This window comes from Sphaerisporangium sp. NPDC005288 (genome assembly GCF_040607475.1).
Classification (GTDB): domain Bacteria; phylum Actinomycetota; class Actinomycetes; order Streptosporangiales; family Streptosporangiaceae; genus Sphaerisporangium; species Sphaerisporangium rhizosphaerae.
Genome location: NZ_JBEXGT010000002.1, coordinates 136,216 through 152,661, shown reverse-complemented (window position 1 = coordinate 152,661; position 16,446 = coordinate 136,216). Strand labels below are relative to the sequence as shown.

At 71.9% G+C, this 16,446-nt stretch carries 15 protein-coding genes; 9 read left to right on the top strand and 6 right to left on the bottom strand.

The features are described from left to right. Positions 1-3: 3 nt before the first annotated feature. Positions 4-1,836, bottom strand: coding sequence for a gamma-glutamyltransferase (ggt, locus tag ABZU32_RS02645; RefSeq protein WP_354916156.1), 1,833 nt, complete (start codon positions 1,834-1,836; stop codon positions 4-6). Between the two features lie 172 nt (positions 1,837-2,008). On the opposite strand from ggt, the gene ABZU32_RS02640 reads away from it, so the two are divergent. The 6 genes from ABZU32_RS02640 (at position 2,009) to ABZU32_RS02615 (ending at position 8,085) form a co-directional block, all read left to right on the top strand. Continuing rightward, positions 2,009-3,169 carry a histidine kinase gene (locus ABZU32_RS02640; RefSeq protein WP_354916153.1) on the top strand — a complete coding sequence of 387 codons (1,161 nt, stop codon included), beginning with the start codon at positions 2,009-2,011 and terminating at the stop codon, positions 3,167-3,169. Further along, positions 3,166-3,813, top strand: coding sequence for a response regulator transcription factor (locus ABZU32_RS02635; protein WP_354836658.1), 648 nt, complete (start codon positions 3,166-3,168; stop codon positions 3,811-3,813). Before ABZU32_RS02640 ends, ABZU32_RS02635 begins: the two co-directional genes overlap by 4 nt. Before the next feature lie 191 nt (positions 3,814-4,004). Beyond that, positions 4,005-4,277: an SHOCT domain-containing protein gene (locus ABZU32_RS02630; RefSeq protein ID WP_354836661.1), complete on the top strand. Its 273-nt coding sequence runs from the start codon at positions 4,005-4,007 to the stop codon at positions 4,275-4,277. A gap of 439 nt (positions 4,278-4,716) precedes the next feature. Further along, positions 4,717-5,952 (top strand): sulfite exporter TauE/SafE family protein, encoded by a 1,236-nt coding sequence (locus ABZU32_RS02625; protein ID WP_354916150.1) that lies wholly within the window; start codon positions 4,717-4,719, stop codon positions 5,950-5,952. A gap of 81 nt (positions 5,953-6,033) precedes the next feature. Beyond that, positions 6,034-7,656 (top strand): sel1 repeat family protein, encoded by a 1,623-nt coding sequence (locus tag ABZU32_RS02620; protein WP_354916146.1) that lies wholly within the window; start codon positions 6,034-6,036, stop codon positions 7,654-7,656. A 75-nt stretch (positions 7,657-7,731) separates the two neighbouring features. Then, positions 7,732-8,085 (top strand): VOC family protein, encoded by a 354-nt coding sequence (locus ABZU32_RS02615; protein ID WP_354916142.1) that lies wholly within the window; start codon positions 7,732-7,734, stop codon positions 8,083-8,085. 25 nt (positions 8,086-8,110) lie between these two features. Here ABZU32_RS02615 and ABZU32_RS02610 read toward each other — a convergent pair whose 3' ends face one another. Continuing rightward, the gene (locus tag ABZU32_RS02610) at positions 8,111-8,908 is read right to left on the bottom strand and encodes an SDR family NAD(P)-dependent oxidoreductase (protein WP_354916139.1); all 798 of its coding nucleotides are present in this window, start codon (positions 8,906-8,908) and stop codon (positions 8,111-8,113) included. A gap of 26 nt (positions 8,909-8,934) precedes the next feature. After that, positions 8,935-9,696, bottom strand: a complete 762-nt coding sequence (locus ABZU32_RS02605) for an SDR family NAD(P)-dependent oxidoreductase (protein WP_354916136.1) — start codon at positions 9,694-9,696, stop codon at positions 8,935-8,937. Positions 9,697-9,926: 230 nt separating this feature from the next. On the opposite strand from ABZU32_RS02605, the gene ABZU32_RS02600 reads away from it, so the two are divergent. Continuing rightward, on the top strand, positions 9,927-10,790 hold the full coding sequence (locus ABZU32_RS02600; protein ID WP_354916133.1) for a helix-turn-helix transcriptional regulator: 864 nt from the start codon (positions 9,927-9,929) through the stop codon (positions 10,788-10,790). Positions 10,791-10,984: 194 nt separating this feature from the next. Further along, positions 10,985-11,248, top strand: coding sequence for a hypothetical protein (locus ABZU32_RS02595; RefSeq protein ID WP_354916130.1), 264 nt, complete (start codon positions 10,985-10,987; stop codon positions 11,246-11,248). Between the two features lie 665 nt (positions 11,249-11,913). On the opposite strand, the gene ABZU32_RS02590 is transcribed toward ABZU32_RS02595, so the two are convergent. After that, entirely contained in the window at positions 11,914-12,330 is a 417-nt protein-coding gene (locus ABZU32_RS02590) for a VOC family protein (protein WP_354916128.1), read from the bottom strand. Positions 12,331-12,415: 85 nt separating this feature from the next. On the opposite strand from ABZU32_RS02590, the gene ABZU32_RS02585 reads away from it, so the two are divergent. Continuing rightward, complete coding sequence (locus ABZU32_RS02585; RefSeq protein WP_354916125.1) at positions 12,416-13,393, top strand: WYL domain-containing protein; 978 nt, start codon at positions 12,416-12,418, stop codon at positions 13,391-13,393. A 141-nt stretch (positions 13,394-13,534) separates the two neighbouring features. On the opposite strand, the gene ald is transcribed toward ABZU32_RS02585, so the two are convergent. Beyond that, complete coding sequence (gene ald / locus ABZU32_RS02580) at positions 13,535-14,647, bottom strand: alanine dehydrogenase (RefSeq protein WP_354916122.1); 1,113 nt, start codon at positions 14,645-14,647, stop codon at positions 13,535-13,537. 94 nt (positions 14,648-14,741) lie between these two features. Continuing rightward, the gene (locus tag ABZU32_RS02575) at positions 14,742-16,133 is read right to left on the bottom strand and encodes an aspartate aminotransferase family protein (RefSeq protein WP_354916119.1); all 1,392 of its coding nucleotides are present in this window, start codon (positions 16,131-16,133) and stop codon (positions 14,742-14,744) included. Positions 16,134-16,446 lie beyond the last annotated feature (313 nt).

Genomic DNA, 16,446 nt, shown 5'->3' with positions numbered 1-16,446 from the left:
CCGTCAGGGCCGGGCGGGGGTGACCACCAGCGCGCTGCCTCCGCCCCTGCGGGACGGCTCGGCGACCGCCTGGACCTTGCCTTTGCCGAGGAACTCAAGGCCGGTGGCCGCGCCGATCTCTCCCACCGGCGGCCCGGGAACGAGCGTGAGGGTGTGGCCGCGAGCGGTCAGCTCGGCCCCGTAGCGGTCGATGAACGCCTGCTCGGCCTGCGTCGCGGCGGCGTTGCGCTGGCTCGCCCTCGGCGCGGCGACCGCGTCCGGCAGCGACATGCCGAACTCGTACCGGTTGACGAGGATCTGCAGCACCGTCGTAATGATCGTCGCGCCGCCCGGCGAGCCGATCGCGAGCAGAGGCCTGCCGTGCTTCAGCACGATCGTCGGCGCCATCGACGAGCGGGGCCGCTTGCCGGGGGCCGGCAGGTTCGGGTCGCCGGGGGCCGGGCCGAAGGTGAAGTCGGTCAGCTCGTTGTTGAGCAGGAACCCGCGGCCGGGGACGACGATGCCGTTGCCGCCGGTCTGCTCGATCGTGATGTTGTAGGCCGCCACGTTCCCCCAGCGGTCGGTGACCGCCAGGTGGGTGGTCTCCGGCCCCTCGGGCTTCTCGGCCTGCCCCTCGGCGCCCTTCGCGGGCGCCGGGTCGCCGCTGGGGACGGCCGTGCCCTCGAACTGGCAGCCCGCGTAGGAGCCGTCGGGCGAGCCGGGAGCGGCCGGGTTCGGCATCGCGACGTCCCCGATCAGGCAGGCGCGCTCCTTGGCGAACCCGTCGGACAGCAGCTCCTTGAGCGGCACGTCGACGTAGGCGGGGTCGCCCACGAACTTGTTGCGGTCGGCGAAGGCCAGCCGGGACGCCTCGAGGTACTCGTGCAGGCCGACCTTGGGCAGCGCCTGGAGGATCTTCAGCGCCTCGCCGACCGTCGAGCCGCCGGAGGACGGCGGCGCCATGCCGTAGACCTCCATCGGGCCGTAGCCGACCTTGGTCGGCGGACGCTCCAGGGCGCGGTAGGCGCGAAGGTCGGACAGCTCCATCAGGCCCGGCCGCACCACCCGGGTGGACCCGGGCTTGACCGGCGGCCTCTTGACCGTGGCGATGACCTCCTCGCCGAGCCGGCCGCCGTACAGCCACTCGCCGCCCCGCCGGCCCAGCTCGCGGTACGTCGCGGCCAGGTCGGGGTTGCGGAACACCGACCCCACGGGCGGCGGGGCGCCATTCGGCAGGTACAGGGCGGCGGTGGAGGTGAACGCGGCGAAGCGGTCGGCGTTCTGCGCCGTCTGGTCGTAGAACGTCTGGTCGACGGTGAAGCCGTTCGACGCCACGTCGACGGCCGGCTGGAGCGCCTGCTTGAGCGAGAAGGTGCCGTAGTGGCGCAGGGCCAGCTCCCACTGCGCCACGCTGCCCGGCACGCCCGCGGAAAGACCGCTGGTCACGGCGTCGGCGAAGGGGATGGCGGCGCCGTTCTCCTGGAAGGAGGTCTCGGTCATCGCCTGGGGCGCCTTCTCGCGCCCGTCGATCGAGATCACCTTCCCGCGCCGGGCGTCGTAGTAGACCAGGAACCCGCCGCCGGCCAGACCGGCGGAGTACGGCTCGGTGACGCCGAGCGTGGCCGCCGCGGCGACCGCCGCGTCCATCGCGTTGCCGCCGCGCTTCAGCACGCTCAGCGCGGCCTTGCTGGCGTCCAGGTCGACGGTCGAGACGGCCCCGCCGTACCCTTCGGCCACCGGGACCTTGGCGGCCGGCTGCCCGTGCGGGGGCCCGCCGAGCGCGGGCGAGGCCGCGGCGACGCCGGGCGGGGCGACGAGCGCGAGGGAGGCGGCGACCCCGACGAGGGGAACGGTCATGCGGCGAAGGCTCATGGCGGACCTCATTCCTAGATCGCACCAGCATTGACTCACAGCATCACAACCGGGGTCAACAACGATCCCCCGGCCCCCACCTGTACACCGCGCACGGTAGACACCCCTGCCACTCTGGGCGGATGCGCTGGTCAGCGGGTTGACGTACCGTTCACGGGTGCGCGCCAAAGCTCCCCATTGGGTCGATCCCATGCTGCCCCTGCTGGCAGGCATGGCGCAGATCTGGGGCACCATGGCCGCGCAGAGAGGCCAGGTGCACCCCGGCGACCCGCTCACCCGCCTCCCGCTCGACCCGCTCGGCTTCCTGCTGCTCTCGCTGGGGCCGCTGGCCCTGTCCGCGCGCCGCGCCCACCCGGTGCTCACACTGTGGTCGATCGTCGCGCTGACCGCCTTCTACGTGTACAGGGGCTATCCCTACGGGCCGGTGTTCCTCAGCCCGATCATCGCGATCTTCAACACCGTGCAGATAGGGCACCGGCGCTCCGCCTACCTCGCCGGCGGCGCCGTCTGGCTGTTCTTCGTCGCCTACGCCACCTGGCTGCTGCCCCATAGGGAAGGGTGGTTCCACCACGCGAGCGTAGGCGCCATCATCCTGGTGGTGCTCACCGTCGCCGAGGTGGTCCGCGGCCGCCGCGACCAGCGCGCCGAGCGCGAACGGGTGAGCGAGGAGGAGTCCAGGCGGCAGGCCAGCGAGGAACGCCTGTCCATGGCGCAGGAGCTGCACGACGTGCTCGGGCACAGCATCTCCCTCATCCACGTCCAGGCGTCCACCGCGCTGCACCTGATCGACGATCACCCCGAGCAGGCCCGCACGGCGCTCGCGACCATCAAGCAGGCCAGCAAGGACGTGCTGACCGAGATGCGCTCGCTGCTCGGCGTCCTGCGCGACGACGCTCCGCGCTCCCCCACCGCCGACCTGAGCCAGCTCGACGAGCTGATCGAGCGCAGCGGACCCGACGTCACCAAGCGCGTCACCGGCGCACCCCGGTCGCTGCCGCCCGGCGTCGAGCGCGCCGCCTACCGCATCGTCCAGGAGTCGCTCACCAACGCGACCAAGTACGCGCCCGGCGCCCCGGCGACGGTCACGCTCGCCTACGGCCACGACCGGCTCACCGTCCTGGTCGAGGACGGCGGCGCCACCGCGCCCGGCGCGCTCGCCGGAGAGGGCGGCGGCAACGGCATTCCGGGCATGCGCGAGCGCGCCACCGCCCTTGGCGGCACCCTGACGGCAGGCCCGCACGGGCAGGGCTTCCGCGTCGAGGCCGTGCTCCCCATCCCGCCGGCGGCGGAAACCGACCCCTCCGAGGACACCGAGTGATCAAGATACTGCTGGCGGACGACCAGGCCCTCGTGCGCGCGGGCTTCCGCGCCCTGCTCGACGCCCAGGAAGGCATGACCGTGGTCGCCGAGGCCTCGGACGGGGCCGAGGCCGTCCGCCTCGCCGAGCGGCACAAACCCGACGTCGTGCTGATGGACATCCGCATGCCCGGCATGGACGGGCTCACCGCGACGCGGAAGATGCCCGGGGCCGTGAAGGTCATCATCCTGACGACCTTCGAGCTCGACGAGTACGTGTTCGAGGCCCTGCGCGGTGGCGCCAGCGGCTTCCTGGTCAAGGACACCGAGCCGGCCGAGCTGATCCAGGCCGTCCGCGTCGTCGCGGCGGGCGAGGCGCTGCTGTCGCCGAGCGTCACCCGGCGGCTGATCGCCGAGTACGCCTCGCGGGCCAAGGAGCCCAGGACGACGGCCGGCCTGGACCAGCTCACCGAGCGCGAGCGCGAGGTGCTGACGCTGGTCGGCACCGGGATGACCAACGACGAGATCGCCGCCAAGCTCTACATGGCGCCGGCCACGGCCAAGACCCACGTCAGCCGCGCCATGATGAAGCTCGCCGCCCGCGACCGCGCCCAGCTCGTCGTCATCGCCTACGAGTCCGGCCTGGTCAAACCCGGCTGGATCTGACCCCCCGCCCCCTCCGGCGGCGCCCTGCGACGCCGGCGGTAGGCGGGTGAGCGGATGCCGTACGACGCCGGTGGTAGGGCGGAGAAGCGTGCGCCATCGGGCGCGGTAGCGCGGGGCGCGCCCGCGGGGCGATGCCGCGCGAGACCGCGCGGAGGAGTGTTGAGGCATCCGAACGAAACGAGGAGCGACAGATGCCGTACGCACACTGGGGACCCGGCCCGTGGTGGCCGATCATCCCGATCTTCTGGGGACTGTTCTGGGTGACGCTCGTCGTGCTGGTCTTCCGGTCGCGCAAGGGGGGCTGGACGCCGTTCGCGGGCGGCACTCCCCCGTGGGCGGCCCGCGCCGCGGCGTCCCCGACAACCTCGGCCGAGAAGATCCTGGCCGAGCGGTACGCCCGGGGCGAGCTGAGCGACGAGGAGTACTTCGAGCGCATGTCGGTACTCAAGGGCGCCGCCACCTGACGCCCGCGGGACGCCCCGCCCACCCGGCGCACCGCAGGGGGGCGGGGCGTCCGCCCACCCGGCGCGCCTCAGGGGGCGGGGCGTCCGTCCACCGAGCGCACCGCACGAGGTGGGCTTCTCCCGTCCACCGAGCGCGCCGCACGAGGGTGGAGGCCTCCCGCGTCCACCCCCTGCGCGTGCAGAGGAGGGAGCGGGGGCAGGCCCTCCACCAACCCGAGGAAGCCGGGGCGGGCAGCCCTTCCACCAGCCACAGCACGACGGCGAGCGCGACGATGCGCCGAAGGACCTGGACTCGGCAGGACACGGCCGGACGGTTATCGCACTGTCACTGTTCGTCACCGCCATCATCGGTTACCTTCCGCTAGTGACCCCTTACGGAGGAGGACCGCGTGCGGCCGAACGCACCGCGACCGGCTAGGCCGTCCCGGGCCGGACGGGCGTGACGCCCGCGGCCCTGTTCGCCGGCGGGCTCGCCGCCGGTCTGGTGGCCGGCACCGCGTCCTGTACGGCGGTCCAGGGCGGCGTCCTCATCGGCCTCGCCCGAGGACGGGGCGGACGCGGCGTCGTTCCGGCATTCATCGGAGGGCGGCTGCTGTCGCACGCGGCGGCCGGCGCGCTGCTCGGCCTGCTGGGGGACGCCGTACGGCTCCCGCCGCCCGTCCGCGCGGCGCTGCTGGTGGGAGCCGGCATCGCGGTCGTCGTCTACGCCGTCCGCCTCGCGCTCAGCCGGAGCCCCGGCCCCCCTTGCTCCACGAGCCCGTCTCCTGCCGGCCCCGCCGGATCCCCGGGCGCGCACTCGTCGGGTCCTCGCGGCCCGCACTGCGCGGAGGGCCCGGTTCCGCGCCGCGCCGGTTCTCCGGCTTCCTCCTTCGACGGCCCCGAGGGCCGCCGCCCGGCCTGCCCGGACGGCGCCGGCGTGCCGGAGGCGCAGGCCGGCCCGTCAGGGCGGCGGGAGCGGGCGAAGCGGTGGGGGGCGCTGGCGCGGCCCGCGTCACTGGGGGGTGCGACCGTGCTCATCCCCTGCGGAGTGACGCTCACCACCGAGACGGTCGCCGTCTCCAGCGGGTCGTGGCTCGGCGGAGCGGCCGTCATGGCGGGGTTCGTCGCCGGAACCGCACCCGGCTTCGCCGTCCTCGGGCTTCTGGTCCGCCGGGTGGCCGCGAGGAGGCTCGCGGCCGTCGCGGCGGCGGGCGCGCTGGTGGCGGGCGCGGCGACGGTCGTCGCGGGTCTGCGCCTGGGCGGCTGGCCACCGGCCGGCGGCCCCGAGACGGCCTCCGGCACCGCCCAGAACGCCGTCTCCGCCGTCTCGGGGGCCGGGCGGGGCGGGCCGGAGGCGGCGCGGGCGGTGGTCCGGGCGGACGGCACGCAGGTGCTCACCATCTGGTCGACCGACCACGGGTACCGTCCGGGCATCGCCGCCGTCGATGCCGGGCGGCCGACGGAGATCGTCTTCCGCACCCGCGGCAACCGGGGATGCACGCGGTCGGTCACCCTCCAGGGCCGGGACCTCACGCTTCCCGAGAGCGGCGCGTTCACCGTACGGCTGGCGCCGCAGAATCCGGGAACGCTCCGCTATGTATGCGGGATGGGGATGTATGTCGGAATTATCAACATAAACAAACCTGGCGTGGCGGACCCGCCCGAGAACCCCGCACACCCTGGCCAGGGAGGCTAGCGGGTCAAACGCGTTCCGCCGGACGGCAAGAAGCAGTCGATTATGTTCCATCTCTTTGGATCACGTGCGACTCTTTCCCCCATGACGTGGTGGCATGGTGAACCGGAGGCGGTCACGTGGCCCGCCGTGCCGGTTCCCCGCGCGTCCGAGCCGCCGCTCCCCGAGCGCACCGAGGGTGAACTGCTCAGCGCCGCCCAGGCGGGCGACTCCATGGCGGCCCACCGGCTCGGCCGTCTGTACGCCCAGCGCGGCGACCGGTCGGCGGCGCGCCACTGGTGGGAACGGGCCGCCGGAGCGGGCAACATCGACAGCGCCTACAACCTCGGCATCTGGCACGAGAAGCACGGCAGCCTCGACGAGGCGATCACCTGGTACGAGATCGCCGCCGGCGCCGGCGACGCCGAGGCGGCCGTCAACCTGGCCTCGCTGCTGCTCGAGCAGCGCGGCGACGTGCACGGCGCCCGCATGTGGTTCGAGACCGCCGCCGAAGCGGGCTCCCGTCCGGCCGCGCGCAGGCTCGCCCTGCTGTGCGAGGACGTCGGCGACACCATCGCGGCCCGCGACTGGCACCACCGCGCCGCCTCGGCCGGGGACCTCGCCTCCGCCCACGACCTGGCCTTCCTGAACTACGCCTCCGGCGAGGAGGCCCAGGCCCGCGCGTGGTGGGAGTACGCGGCCCGCGGCGGGCACTCCGACGCCGCGTACTACCTCGGACGCCTGCTGCACGCCGACCGCGACCCGGAGGGCGCCGAGGCCCTGTACCGCCTGGCCGCCAAGGTGGACCACCCGGGAGCCGCTTCGCAGCTCGGCAGGCTCGCGCTGGCCCGGCGCGACCTGCGCACGGCGCGGGCCTGGTTCGAGCGCGCGGCGCACCTGGGCCGGGTCGAGGACCAGCGCATGGCCGGCTTCGTCTGCGTCGAACTGGAGGACCCGCGCGCCGCGAGCCACTGGTTCGGCCGCGCCGCCGCGAGCGGAGACGCCGAGGCCGCCTACAACTTCGGCCTGCTGCTCATCGCCGAGCACAACGACCTGCGAGGAGGAGAGCACTGGCTGCGCCAGGCCGCCGCCAACGGCCACCCGGGCGCGGCGGCGGAACTCGACACCGTCCGGCTCGTGGTGAACCCCCCGTCCAGCGCCCCATGGCCACGCCCCGGCCCGACCGGCGAATCCACGCCATCTCCTGGGACTCCGTCGCCATCCGGCCCAGAGACGCCACCCTCCACCGCCGACGCCCGACCGTCCGCCCCTGGAACTCGGCCGTCCACTCCTGGGACGCGGCCGTCCGTTCCTCGATCGCGGGTGACGAACCCGGACGCGCGCCACGCCGGTTCCCGCTTCCATGCGGCGGCGCCCGTTCCGCCGGCGGCGCAGACCTGGGACCGTCCCGTGGAGCCCGAACTCGTGGCCCGCGCCGAGCTCGCCGTCGCGGCGGCGGGCAGGCGCGGCGGCACCGTCCTGCACATGTCCGAGCTCACCGAGATCCTCGGCACCTGGGACCTGCTCACCCGCCGCCTCCGCGAGCCGGTGGACGTGGTCGGCTGGCTGACCGAGCGCAGCGGCCTGCACGCCGGCGCGGTGGAGCACCTCAGTTCGGTGCGCATGACCCTGCTGAGGCCGGGCCGCGCCCCCTGGCCCACGCCCACCGAGATCGAGCACGTCCTCGCCACCTCCCGCCAACTCCGCAAACGCCTCGGCCTCACCTGACCCCCGCCGTACCGAGTTCCTCCCCGATCGGGACGAAGCGCCTAGCGGGCGACGCGGTCCTGGCAGGATGGCGCCATGGAACGTGTGCTTGGAATCGGCGGATACTTCATGCGGGCCACCGACCCGGCGGCCCTGGGTGCGTGGTACCGCGATTTCCTGGGCCTGGACGCCGATGAGAACGGCCTGTGGCGTCAGGAGGCCGGGGTGACGGTGTTCGCGACCTTCGAGTCCGACACCGAGTACTTCGGCTCCCGCGCCCAGCGGACGATGCTCAACTTCCGGATCCGCGACCTGGACGCGATGCTCGCGCAGTTGCGCGCCAAGGGAGCGGACGTGGCCAAGGAGACCGAGGACATGGAGGGAGTCGGCCGCTTCGGCTGGGTCACCGATCCCGAGGGCAACCGGGTCGAACTGTGGGAGCCCAGCTGACGACCTCTCCACCCGAACGGTGACGTCAGTCGCCGGGCAGGGCGTTCGTGTCGCGGTAGCGGGTGGCGAGGTGAGGGCTCTGGCCTGCGAAGGCGGCCAGGTCGGCCTGGAAGACGGCGTCCAGCAGGGCGGCGTTCTCGACGCCCGGGGCGCAGACGGTCTCGCCCAGTTCCAGGCCGCGCAGGCTCGCGGTGACCACGTCCTCGACCGTCATGCGGGGCACCTCGCTCATGTCGAGGCCCTGGCGCTCGTGGAACTCGGTGGCCACCACGCCCGGGCACACGACCTGGACGGCGACGCCCGTGCCCTCGAGCTCCGCGGCGAGGGTCTGGGACATCGCGACGAGGTAGGCCAGGCTCCCACCGTAGACGGCGCGACGTGGCATCTGGGAGTGCGGGGCGGGGCCGCTGAAGGCGATCATGCCGGCAACGTTGACGATCGTGCCTTCGCCGCGCTCCTGCATGCCCGCGACCACGGCGCGGGTGAGCAGCGTGGGGGCGAGGATCTTGACGTTGACCAGTTCCGCCGCCTTGTCCGCGGGTAGCTCGGCGAGCGGCATGTAGTGGGCGACCCCGGCGTTGTTCACGAGCATGGTCAGCGATTCGGTCGCGCAGATCCCGGCGACCGCGTCGATGCCCGCGGGGGTGGACAGGTCGGCGTGGACCACCCGGACATCGACGTCGGGGTGGGTCTCCGCGAACTCTTCCAGTCGCTCCTTGCGCCGGCCGACGATCAGCAGGTCGTGGCCGTCGGCCGCCAGCCGCTCGGCGAAGGCCCTGCCGATTCCGGAGGTGGCGCCGGTGACGAGTGCGAGTTCGCTCACTGGTGTTCCTTTCTCTGTTGTCGTGCTCACTGTCGGGCCGGGAGCATCGCGAGTGCCTGCGACCGCTGGGCGACCAACTCGTCGTAGGTGCCGTCGCGCTCGGCCCAGCGGTGCATCAGCACGCCCTTGACGAGGATCTCGCGCGGAGTGGGGTCGGCCCGGAGCATGTCCATCACCTCGGTGGCGAACGCGGCCAGGTCGAGCGCCCGGGGATTGCGCCGTGCCTGCTCCGGAGTGGTGGCGACGGCCGGGGGGACGAGCTCGCAGACCTCGATGCCGGTGCCGTCCAGTTGCGCCCGCAACGCCTCGGAGTAGGCGTGGACGCCGGCCTTGGAGGCGGCGTAGGCCGGCATGGGCGGGAACGGCAGGAACGCGATGCCCGAAGTGACCGTGATGACGGTGCCGGCGCCGCGCCCGATCAGATGCGGGGTGAAGGCGTCGACGACGCGGATGGTGCCGAGGAGATTGGTGTCGATCGTCTTCTCCGTGGCGCCGAAGTGCCCGGGATCGCGCAGGTCCTCGGTCATCATGACCCCGGACATCGTCACGATCGTGTCGAGGTCCGGGTGGCTCTCGAGGATGGCGTCGCGGGCCCGCTCGACGCCGGCCCCGTCGGTCACGTCGATGGGAACGGTGGCGAACCCCTCGTCCGCGAGCCGGTCCAGCAGGTCGGTCCGCCGGCCGCCGACGATGACGGCGCTGCCGGCCGCGGCGAAGCGGCGCGCGAGCTCCATGCCTATCCCCGAGGTGGCGCCGGCGATGAAGACGGTGCGGTCGGTGATGTCCATTGTTCCTCCTGTCCACGGCGCCGACGGCGGCGGGCCGGCGGGCGCGGTCGATGATGTCGCCGGACACCGGTCGTGGCCTGCGCGCGAGCGCGCCCCGGCTCGCCCAGGTCTTCTCCTGTGCGGCGACGCCTTCAGTGTCGTGCGGTTCTCCGGCCGGAGGGGATGCCCCCGTCTTCCAGGGTCCTGTCAGGGCCCCCTTAGCCGACCAGGCCCTGACCTACGATGCTGAGATGAGCGAGGACAACCGCGCCAACCTGCTCGGGAGCTACCTCCGTGCCCGCCGGGCGCTGGTCACTCCGGCGCAGGCCGGGCTTCCGGCGGGTGCCAATCGCCGCGTTCCCGGGCTTCGCCGTGAGGAGGTCGCCATGCTCGCGGGCATCAGCGGCGACTACTACCTGCGGCTTGAGCGCGGCCGTGACAACAACCCCTCGCCGCAGGTCCTCGAATCACTCGCGCGGGTCCTGCACCTTGACGAGCTCGAACAGGAGTACCTGCTCGGCCTGGCCGCCTCCCGTCCGAGGCCGCGGCGGCGCAGGAAGCCCGAACGGGTGCCCGCGCGGTTGCACCAGCTACTGGCGAGCGTGCAGGTGCCCGCGTTCGTGGAAGGGCGGGCGTTCGACGTGCTCGCGTCCAACCGGCTCGCGGTCGCGCTGTCTCCACGCCTCCAGCCCGGGTACAACCGTCTCCGGTCGCTGATACTCGACCCCGAGGAGCAGGCCTTCCAGCACGACTGGGCGCGCTCGGCGGAAGGGTTCGTCGCCGCCTTCAGGAAGTCCATCGGCGACGACATCGACGACCCGCGATTCGTGGAGCTGGTGGGAGAGCTCGCCCTGTCGAGCGAGCGGTTCCGGACTCTCTGGGCGCGCCACGACGTCCGCAGCCTCGACGGCGGCACCACCACCGTGAACCATCCCGTCGTCGGCGAGTTACGCCTGCACCGTGACAAGCTTCCCGTCGACGACCTGATCCTGGTCCTCTACTACGCCGACCAGGGCAGCCAGAGCGACGAGAGGCTCCGCCTCCTCGCCTCCATGGCCCAGACGACACCGCTCCGCCATGAGACGCGTGATGCGGAGCCGGAGCGAAGGCCATGATGAGGGCTCGTGCTGGTGGGTGAGGGGTGAGCTTGGGTACGGCATCACCCGTCGCCGCCGAGGAGGCGGCCCACGCGGCACGCGTGATCGCGGCCACGGCGGCGATCCCTGCCGCGTGCGTCGTCACGTCCGTTCAGAGAGGCGCTGCCGGTCGCGGGTCCGGTCTCGTACAGTGACCGATATCGTCTCGTACCGTGACCGATCCATCTATTACGGTTACCATCCGTTCACGCGATGACGGCACCGGCCAGACCATCCACGACCTGCTGCGCTGGCAGGTGCGCGAGCAAGCGGGCCGGAACCAGGACCCCAGCGCCGTGGTGCTGGACACCCAGACCGAGGCGCTGCCCGCCAGTTCCGAATCGATGATCTATCGGTCGATGACCGACAACATGACCCGCCGCCTGACCGGCACGGCCACACCGACCTGGCGCCATCGCACTCCGGCGACGGCATAGGCGAGCGCGGAGCTGCACATACGCGATTTCCTCGAGCGCTTGGCCCCGCGGGAGAACGCCGCCCGCGGTGACGTGCTGACGGTCGCCCGGTCGCGTTGGTGAGACGCTACTACGCGAAACGGCTCCGCCATTCGCAGTGGGACTGGGCGGTGCCGACGCGGGGAAGGGTGGTCGGTGCTGTTGCCGCCTTATACGGTGAGGCACCGAGCCGCTTTCTCGGCAACCCGGAAACGCTGTGTGCGCTTGGCGCCGTAGTGCGGCGCCGAATTCGCCGTACCACGACCCGCCGCCGCGGCGCCTTCAACTGGGCCTGCGTGGTGGGCGATAAGTGATGGAGGCGGCTCGGAGGACCGGGGAGCGCGAGAACCGGAGAGCGCGAGAACCGGGGAGTCGGAGAACCGGAGAGCGCGAGAACCGGGGAGCGCGAGAACCAGCAGGTCGGAGAACCGGGGAGCGCGAGGGGCCGGTAGGCCCCTCGTCGGGGGTGCGGGGGCGTGCCCCCGAGACAACACGGTCCGAGCGCCCTTGCGCGAAGCGCGCCGAAAGCTCGGACCATGCCTCACGCACCTCGGAAGCCCGAGCGCCATTGTGGGAAGCATTTATCGCTCGGACCAGTGATCACGCACCTCAAGAGCCCGAGTACGGCTTGCGTGAAGAGCTGAAGCTCAAGCTGAGCCCAGGACCTTCAGGTAGTGGGGGTTGTACATCAGGCCCAGGACGTTGCCCCAGGGGTCGATCACCGAGGCGGTGATGAAGCCGGTGCCGCGGTCGCGCGGCGCGTCGTGCTCCTTGGCTCCCATCGCCACCAGTCTCTTCAGGGCGGCGGGGACGTCGTCGACGTGCCAGAACACCACGGCGCCCGCCGCTCGTCCGATCGTGTCGGGGGCGGCGGTCCTGGCCAGCTCGGTGCCGGCGTAGGAACTGTGGATGACGCCGAACTCGTGCTCGTAGTCGCCGATGCGCCACTCCATGTACGCGGGGGTGTCCATGTAGGGCGCGATGCCGAACAGCTCGGTGTACCAGTGCTTGGTGGCTTCGAAGTCGGGCGAGTAGAACGTGACGGTGGTGAGTCCTCGCAGCATTTCGGCTTCCTCTCTGGCGGTCATGTGACCATCGTCCCCGCCAAAGTGCTCACCGATTGAGCACTTTTAGAGCCATGATGGGAACATGCGCGCTGACCGGCTGGTGGCTGCTCTTCTGCTTCTGCAGGCGCGCGGCAGGGTGACGGCCGCGGAGCTGGCCGAGCGGCTGGAGATCTCCGTGGCCACCGCCCGCCGCGACCTGGAGGCCCTGTCCGCCGCCGGGATCCCGGTCTACCCGCAGCCGGGACGCGGCGGAGGATGGTCGCTGATCGGTGGTGCCCGCACGGACCTCAGCGGGCTGAACGCGGCCGAGTCCCAGGCCCTCTTCCTGCTCCTGGGCCCGGCGAGTTCGGCCGAGCCCGAGGTGACCTCCGCCCTGCGCAAGCTCATCCGCGCCCTGCCCGCCACGTTCCGCTCGGACGCCGAGGCCGCGTCCCGGGCGGTCGTGTCCGACGCGGCGGACTGGGGCGAGGCGGACCGTGAACCGCCCGCCCTCCTGCGACCGCTGCGGAACGCCGTCGTGCGCCGGTTCAAGGTGCGGCTGGCGTACACCGGCAAGGGGGGTCGCTCGACGGAGCGCCTGGTCGATCCGCTGGGTCTGGTCGACAAGGACGGGATCTGGTACCTCATCGCGGGCACCGAAGCCGGTCAGCGGACCTTCCGCCTGGACCGCATCGCGTCCGCGGACGTCACGGATCTGCCCGCGGAGCGGCCTGAGCACTTCGACCTCTCGGCGGAGTGGTCGCGCGTGGTGGCGGAGATGGAGCAGCGGCGATCCCTGGTGTCGGCCGTGGTGCTGGTGGACGCCCGGTTCCTCCCGGTGCTCCGCTCCCATTTCGGACGGCACTGTGAGGTCGACGCCCAGGAGGATGAGCGGGCCGACGGACGGGTCCGGGTCCGCGTGGCGGCGCACATGGCCCGTTCGATCGCCGAACAACTGGCAGGCTGGGGCGCGATGCTCGAAGTGGTAGAGCCTCGATCGGTCCGCACCGAACTGGCCAGAATCGGCCAGGAACTCACCGACCAATACGCGAACCCGTCGGACCCGCCCGGCACTCCGTGACACCACGAGAACGGCGCCACCCCCGCGGCCCCGCACGGATGGCAGTGCAGCTTGGACGACCGCCGGCGGCGGTGAAGCTCCGACGATCGCCGGCCCGGCCGCGAGGGCGTGGCGCCGGTTCGGCTGGTGGCGCTGGTCCGGCTAGTTGAGGACGGCGGTCACCGGGTCGTGGGGGAGGTTGTGGGCCTCGGCGACGTGGGCGTAGGTGAGGCGGCCGGCGTGGGTGTTGAGGCCGAGGGCGAGGGCCGGGTCGGCGCGCAGGGCCTCGCGCCAGCCGAGGTCGGCCAGCTTGACCGCGTACGGCAGCGTCGCGTTGGTGAGCGCGTAGGTCGAGGTGTTGGCCACCGAGCCGGGCATGTTGGCCACGCAGTAGAAGACCGAGTTGTGCACCTTGTACGTGGGCTCGGCGTGCGTGGTGGGCCGGGAGTCCTCGAAGCAGCCGCCCTGGTCGATGGCGATGTCCACCAGCACCGACCCCGCCTTCATGCGCGAGACGAGCTCGTTGGAGACCAGGGTCGGGGCCTTGGCGCCGGGGATCAGCACGGCGCCGATGACCAGGTCGGCCTCGACCACGGCCTGCTCGATGGCGTACCGGGTGGAGACGATGGTCTTCAGGCGGCCCTGGTAGATGGCGTCGATCTGCCGGAGCCGGTCGACGTTGACGTCGAGGATGGTGACCTCGGCGCCCATGCCGACCGCGATCTGCGCGGCGTTGAGGCCGGAGACGCCGCCGCCAATGACGACGACCTTGGCGGGGGCGACGCCGGGGACTCCCCCGGGCAGCACGCCGCGGCCGCCGTTGAAGCGCATCAGGTTGTACGCGCCCACCTGCGGGGCGAGCCGCCCGGCGACCTCCGACATCGGGGCGAGCAGCGGCAGGGCGGCGCCCGCCTGCACGGTCTCGTAGGCGATGGCGGTGACCTTGCGTTCCAGCAGCGCGTCGGTGCACGCACGGGACGCGGCGAGGTGCAGGTAGGTGAACAGGACCTGCCCCTCGCGCATCCGGTGGTACTCCTCGGCGATGGGCTCCTTCACCTTGAGCACCATGTCGGCCTCGCCCCAGACCGCGTCCGCGCTGTCGAGGATCTTGGCACCCGCGAACAGGTACTCCTCGTCCGGGATCTGCGAACCGAGGCCCGCGTCGCGCTGCACGTAGACGTCGTGGCCGTGGCGGACGAGCTCGTGCACGCCCGCCGGGGTGGCGGCGACCCGGTACTCGTGGTTCTTGACCTCGGCTGGCACGCCGATCTTCATTACGGAATCCTTTCGGGAATGGCGAGACTGTGGGAGTGCCGGATCGAGGTACGGGCCTTGGTCTCCCGACACGGGCAGGACGCCGGAACGGCCGCTACAGGCGGTTCCAGGCTTCGGTCAGCACGGAGCGGAGGATCGACTCGATCTCGTCGAACTCCTTCGGGCCGCAGATGAGCGGGGGCGCGAGCTGGACGACCGGGTCGCCGCGGTCGTCGGCGCGGCAGTAGAGCCCGGCGTCGTACAGGGCGTTGGACAGGAAGCCGCGCAGCAGTCTCTCGGACTCGGCCTCGTCGAAGGTCTGCTTGGTGTCCTTGTCCTTGACCAGTTCAATGCCGTAGAAGTAGCCCGAGCCGCGCACGTCGCCGACGATCGGCAGGTCGCGGAGCCGCTCGAGGGTGGCGCGGAAGACCGGCTCGTTGCGCTGCACGTGGCCGAGGATGTCCTCGCGCTCGAACAGGTCGAGGTTGGCCAGCGCGACCGCCGAGGAGACGGGGTGGCCGCCGAAGGTGTAGCCGTGGGCGAACATCGTGGCGCCCGACTTGAACGGCTCGAACAGCCGCTCGGAGGCGATCATCGCGCCGATCGGCGAGTATCCGCTGGTCAGCCCCTTGGCGCAGGTGATGATGTCGGGGACGTAGTCGAACTTCTGCCCGCCGAACATCGTGCCGAGCCGGCCGAAGGCGCAGATCACCTCGTCCGAGACCAGCAGCACGTCATACTGGTCGCAGATCTCGCGCAGGCGCTGGAAGTATCCGGGCGGCGGCGGGAAGCAGCCGCCGGCGTTCTGCACGGGCTCGACGAAGACGGCCGCGACGGTGTCGGGGCCCTCCATCTCGATGGCCTTGCCGACCTGGTCGGCGGCCCAGCGGCCGAACTGCTCCGGGCTCATGCCCGGCATGCCGGTGATCTCGTCGGCGCGGTAGTAATTGGTGTTGGCAACGCGCACCGAGCCCGGCACCAGCGGCTCGAAGAACTGCTTGAACGCCGGGATGCCGGTGATCGACAGCGCGCCCTGCGGGGTGCCGTGGTAGGCGATGGCCCGGCTGATGACCTTGTGCTTCAGCGGCTTGCCGACGAGCTTGAAGTACTGCTTGGCGAGCTTCCAGGCCGACTCGACGGCCTCGCCGCCGCCGGTGGTGAAGAACACCCGGTTGAGGTCGCCGGGGGTCAGGCCGGCCAGGCGCTGGGCCAGTTCGGCGGCCTTGGGGTGGGCGAACGACCACAGGGGGAAGAACGCGAGATCCTGCGCCTGCTTGGCCGCCGCCTCGGCCAGTTCGGCCCGGCCGTGCCCCATCTGCACGACGAACAGGCCGGACAGCCCGTCGAGGTAGCGCTTGCCGTTGAGGTCGTAGATGTAGGCACCGTCGCCCCGGACGATCGTCGGCACCTGCGCGGCGTCGTGGGCGCTGTGCCGGGTGAAGTGCAGCCACAGGTTGTCCTGCGCTGCCTTCAGGACGGCGGCCGTGTCGGTCTCAGGTCGCGTCATGGCTATCTTTCCTCGTGATCTCGACTGCCCTCAGTGTGCATGTTCCACACGGGTGATTACAACTGGTTGCGTGGCGACACTATGCAAGAACTTCGGAATCCGCGATATCGGTATGTAACAACGACGAAATCCGTGTGGGTGTGTTGAACGCGAATCCCCGGTGGGCACGCGGAACCGATGTAACGCGTCCCGCCGGGCGAGGCCGCCCGGCACACGAGGACATACCGCGGACCGGTCGCTTTCCCGATCTCCCCGAAGGACCCCCCGGACCTCGGACGAGGGCACGACGCGCGTTCTGACTGTGATGCAATGT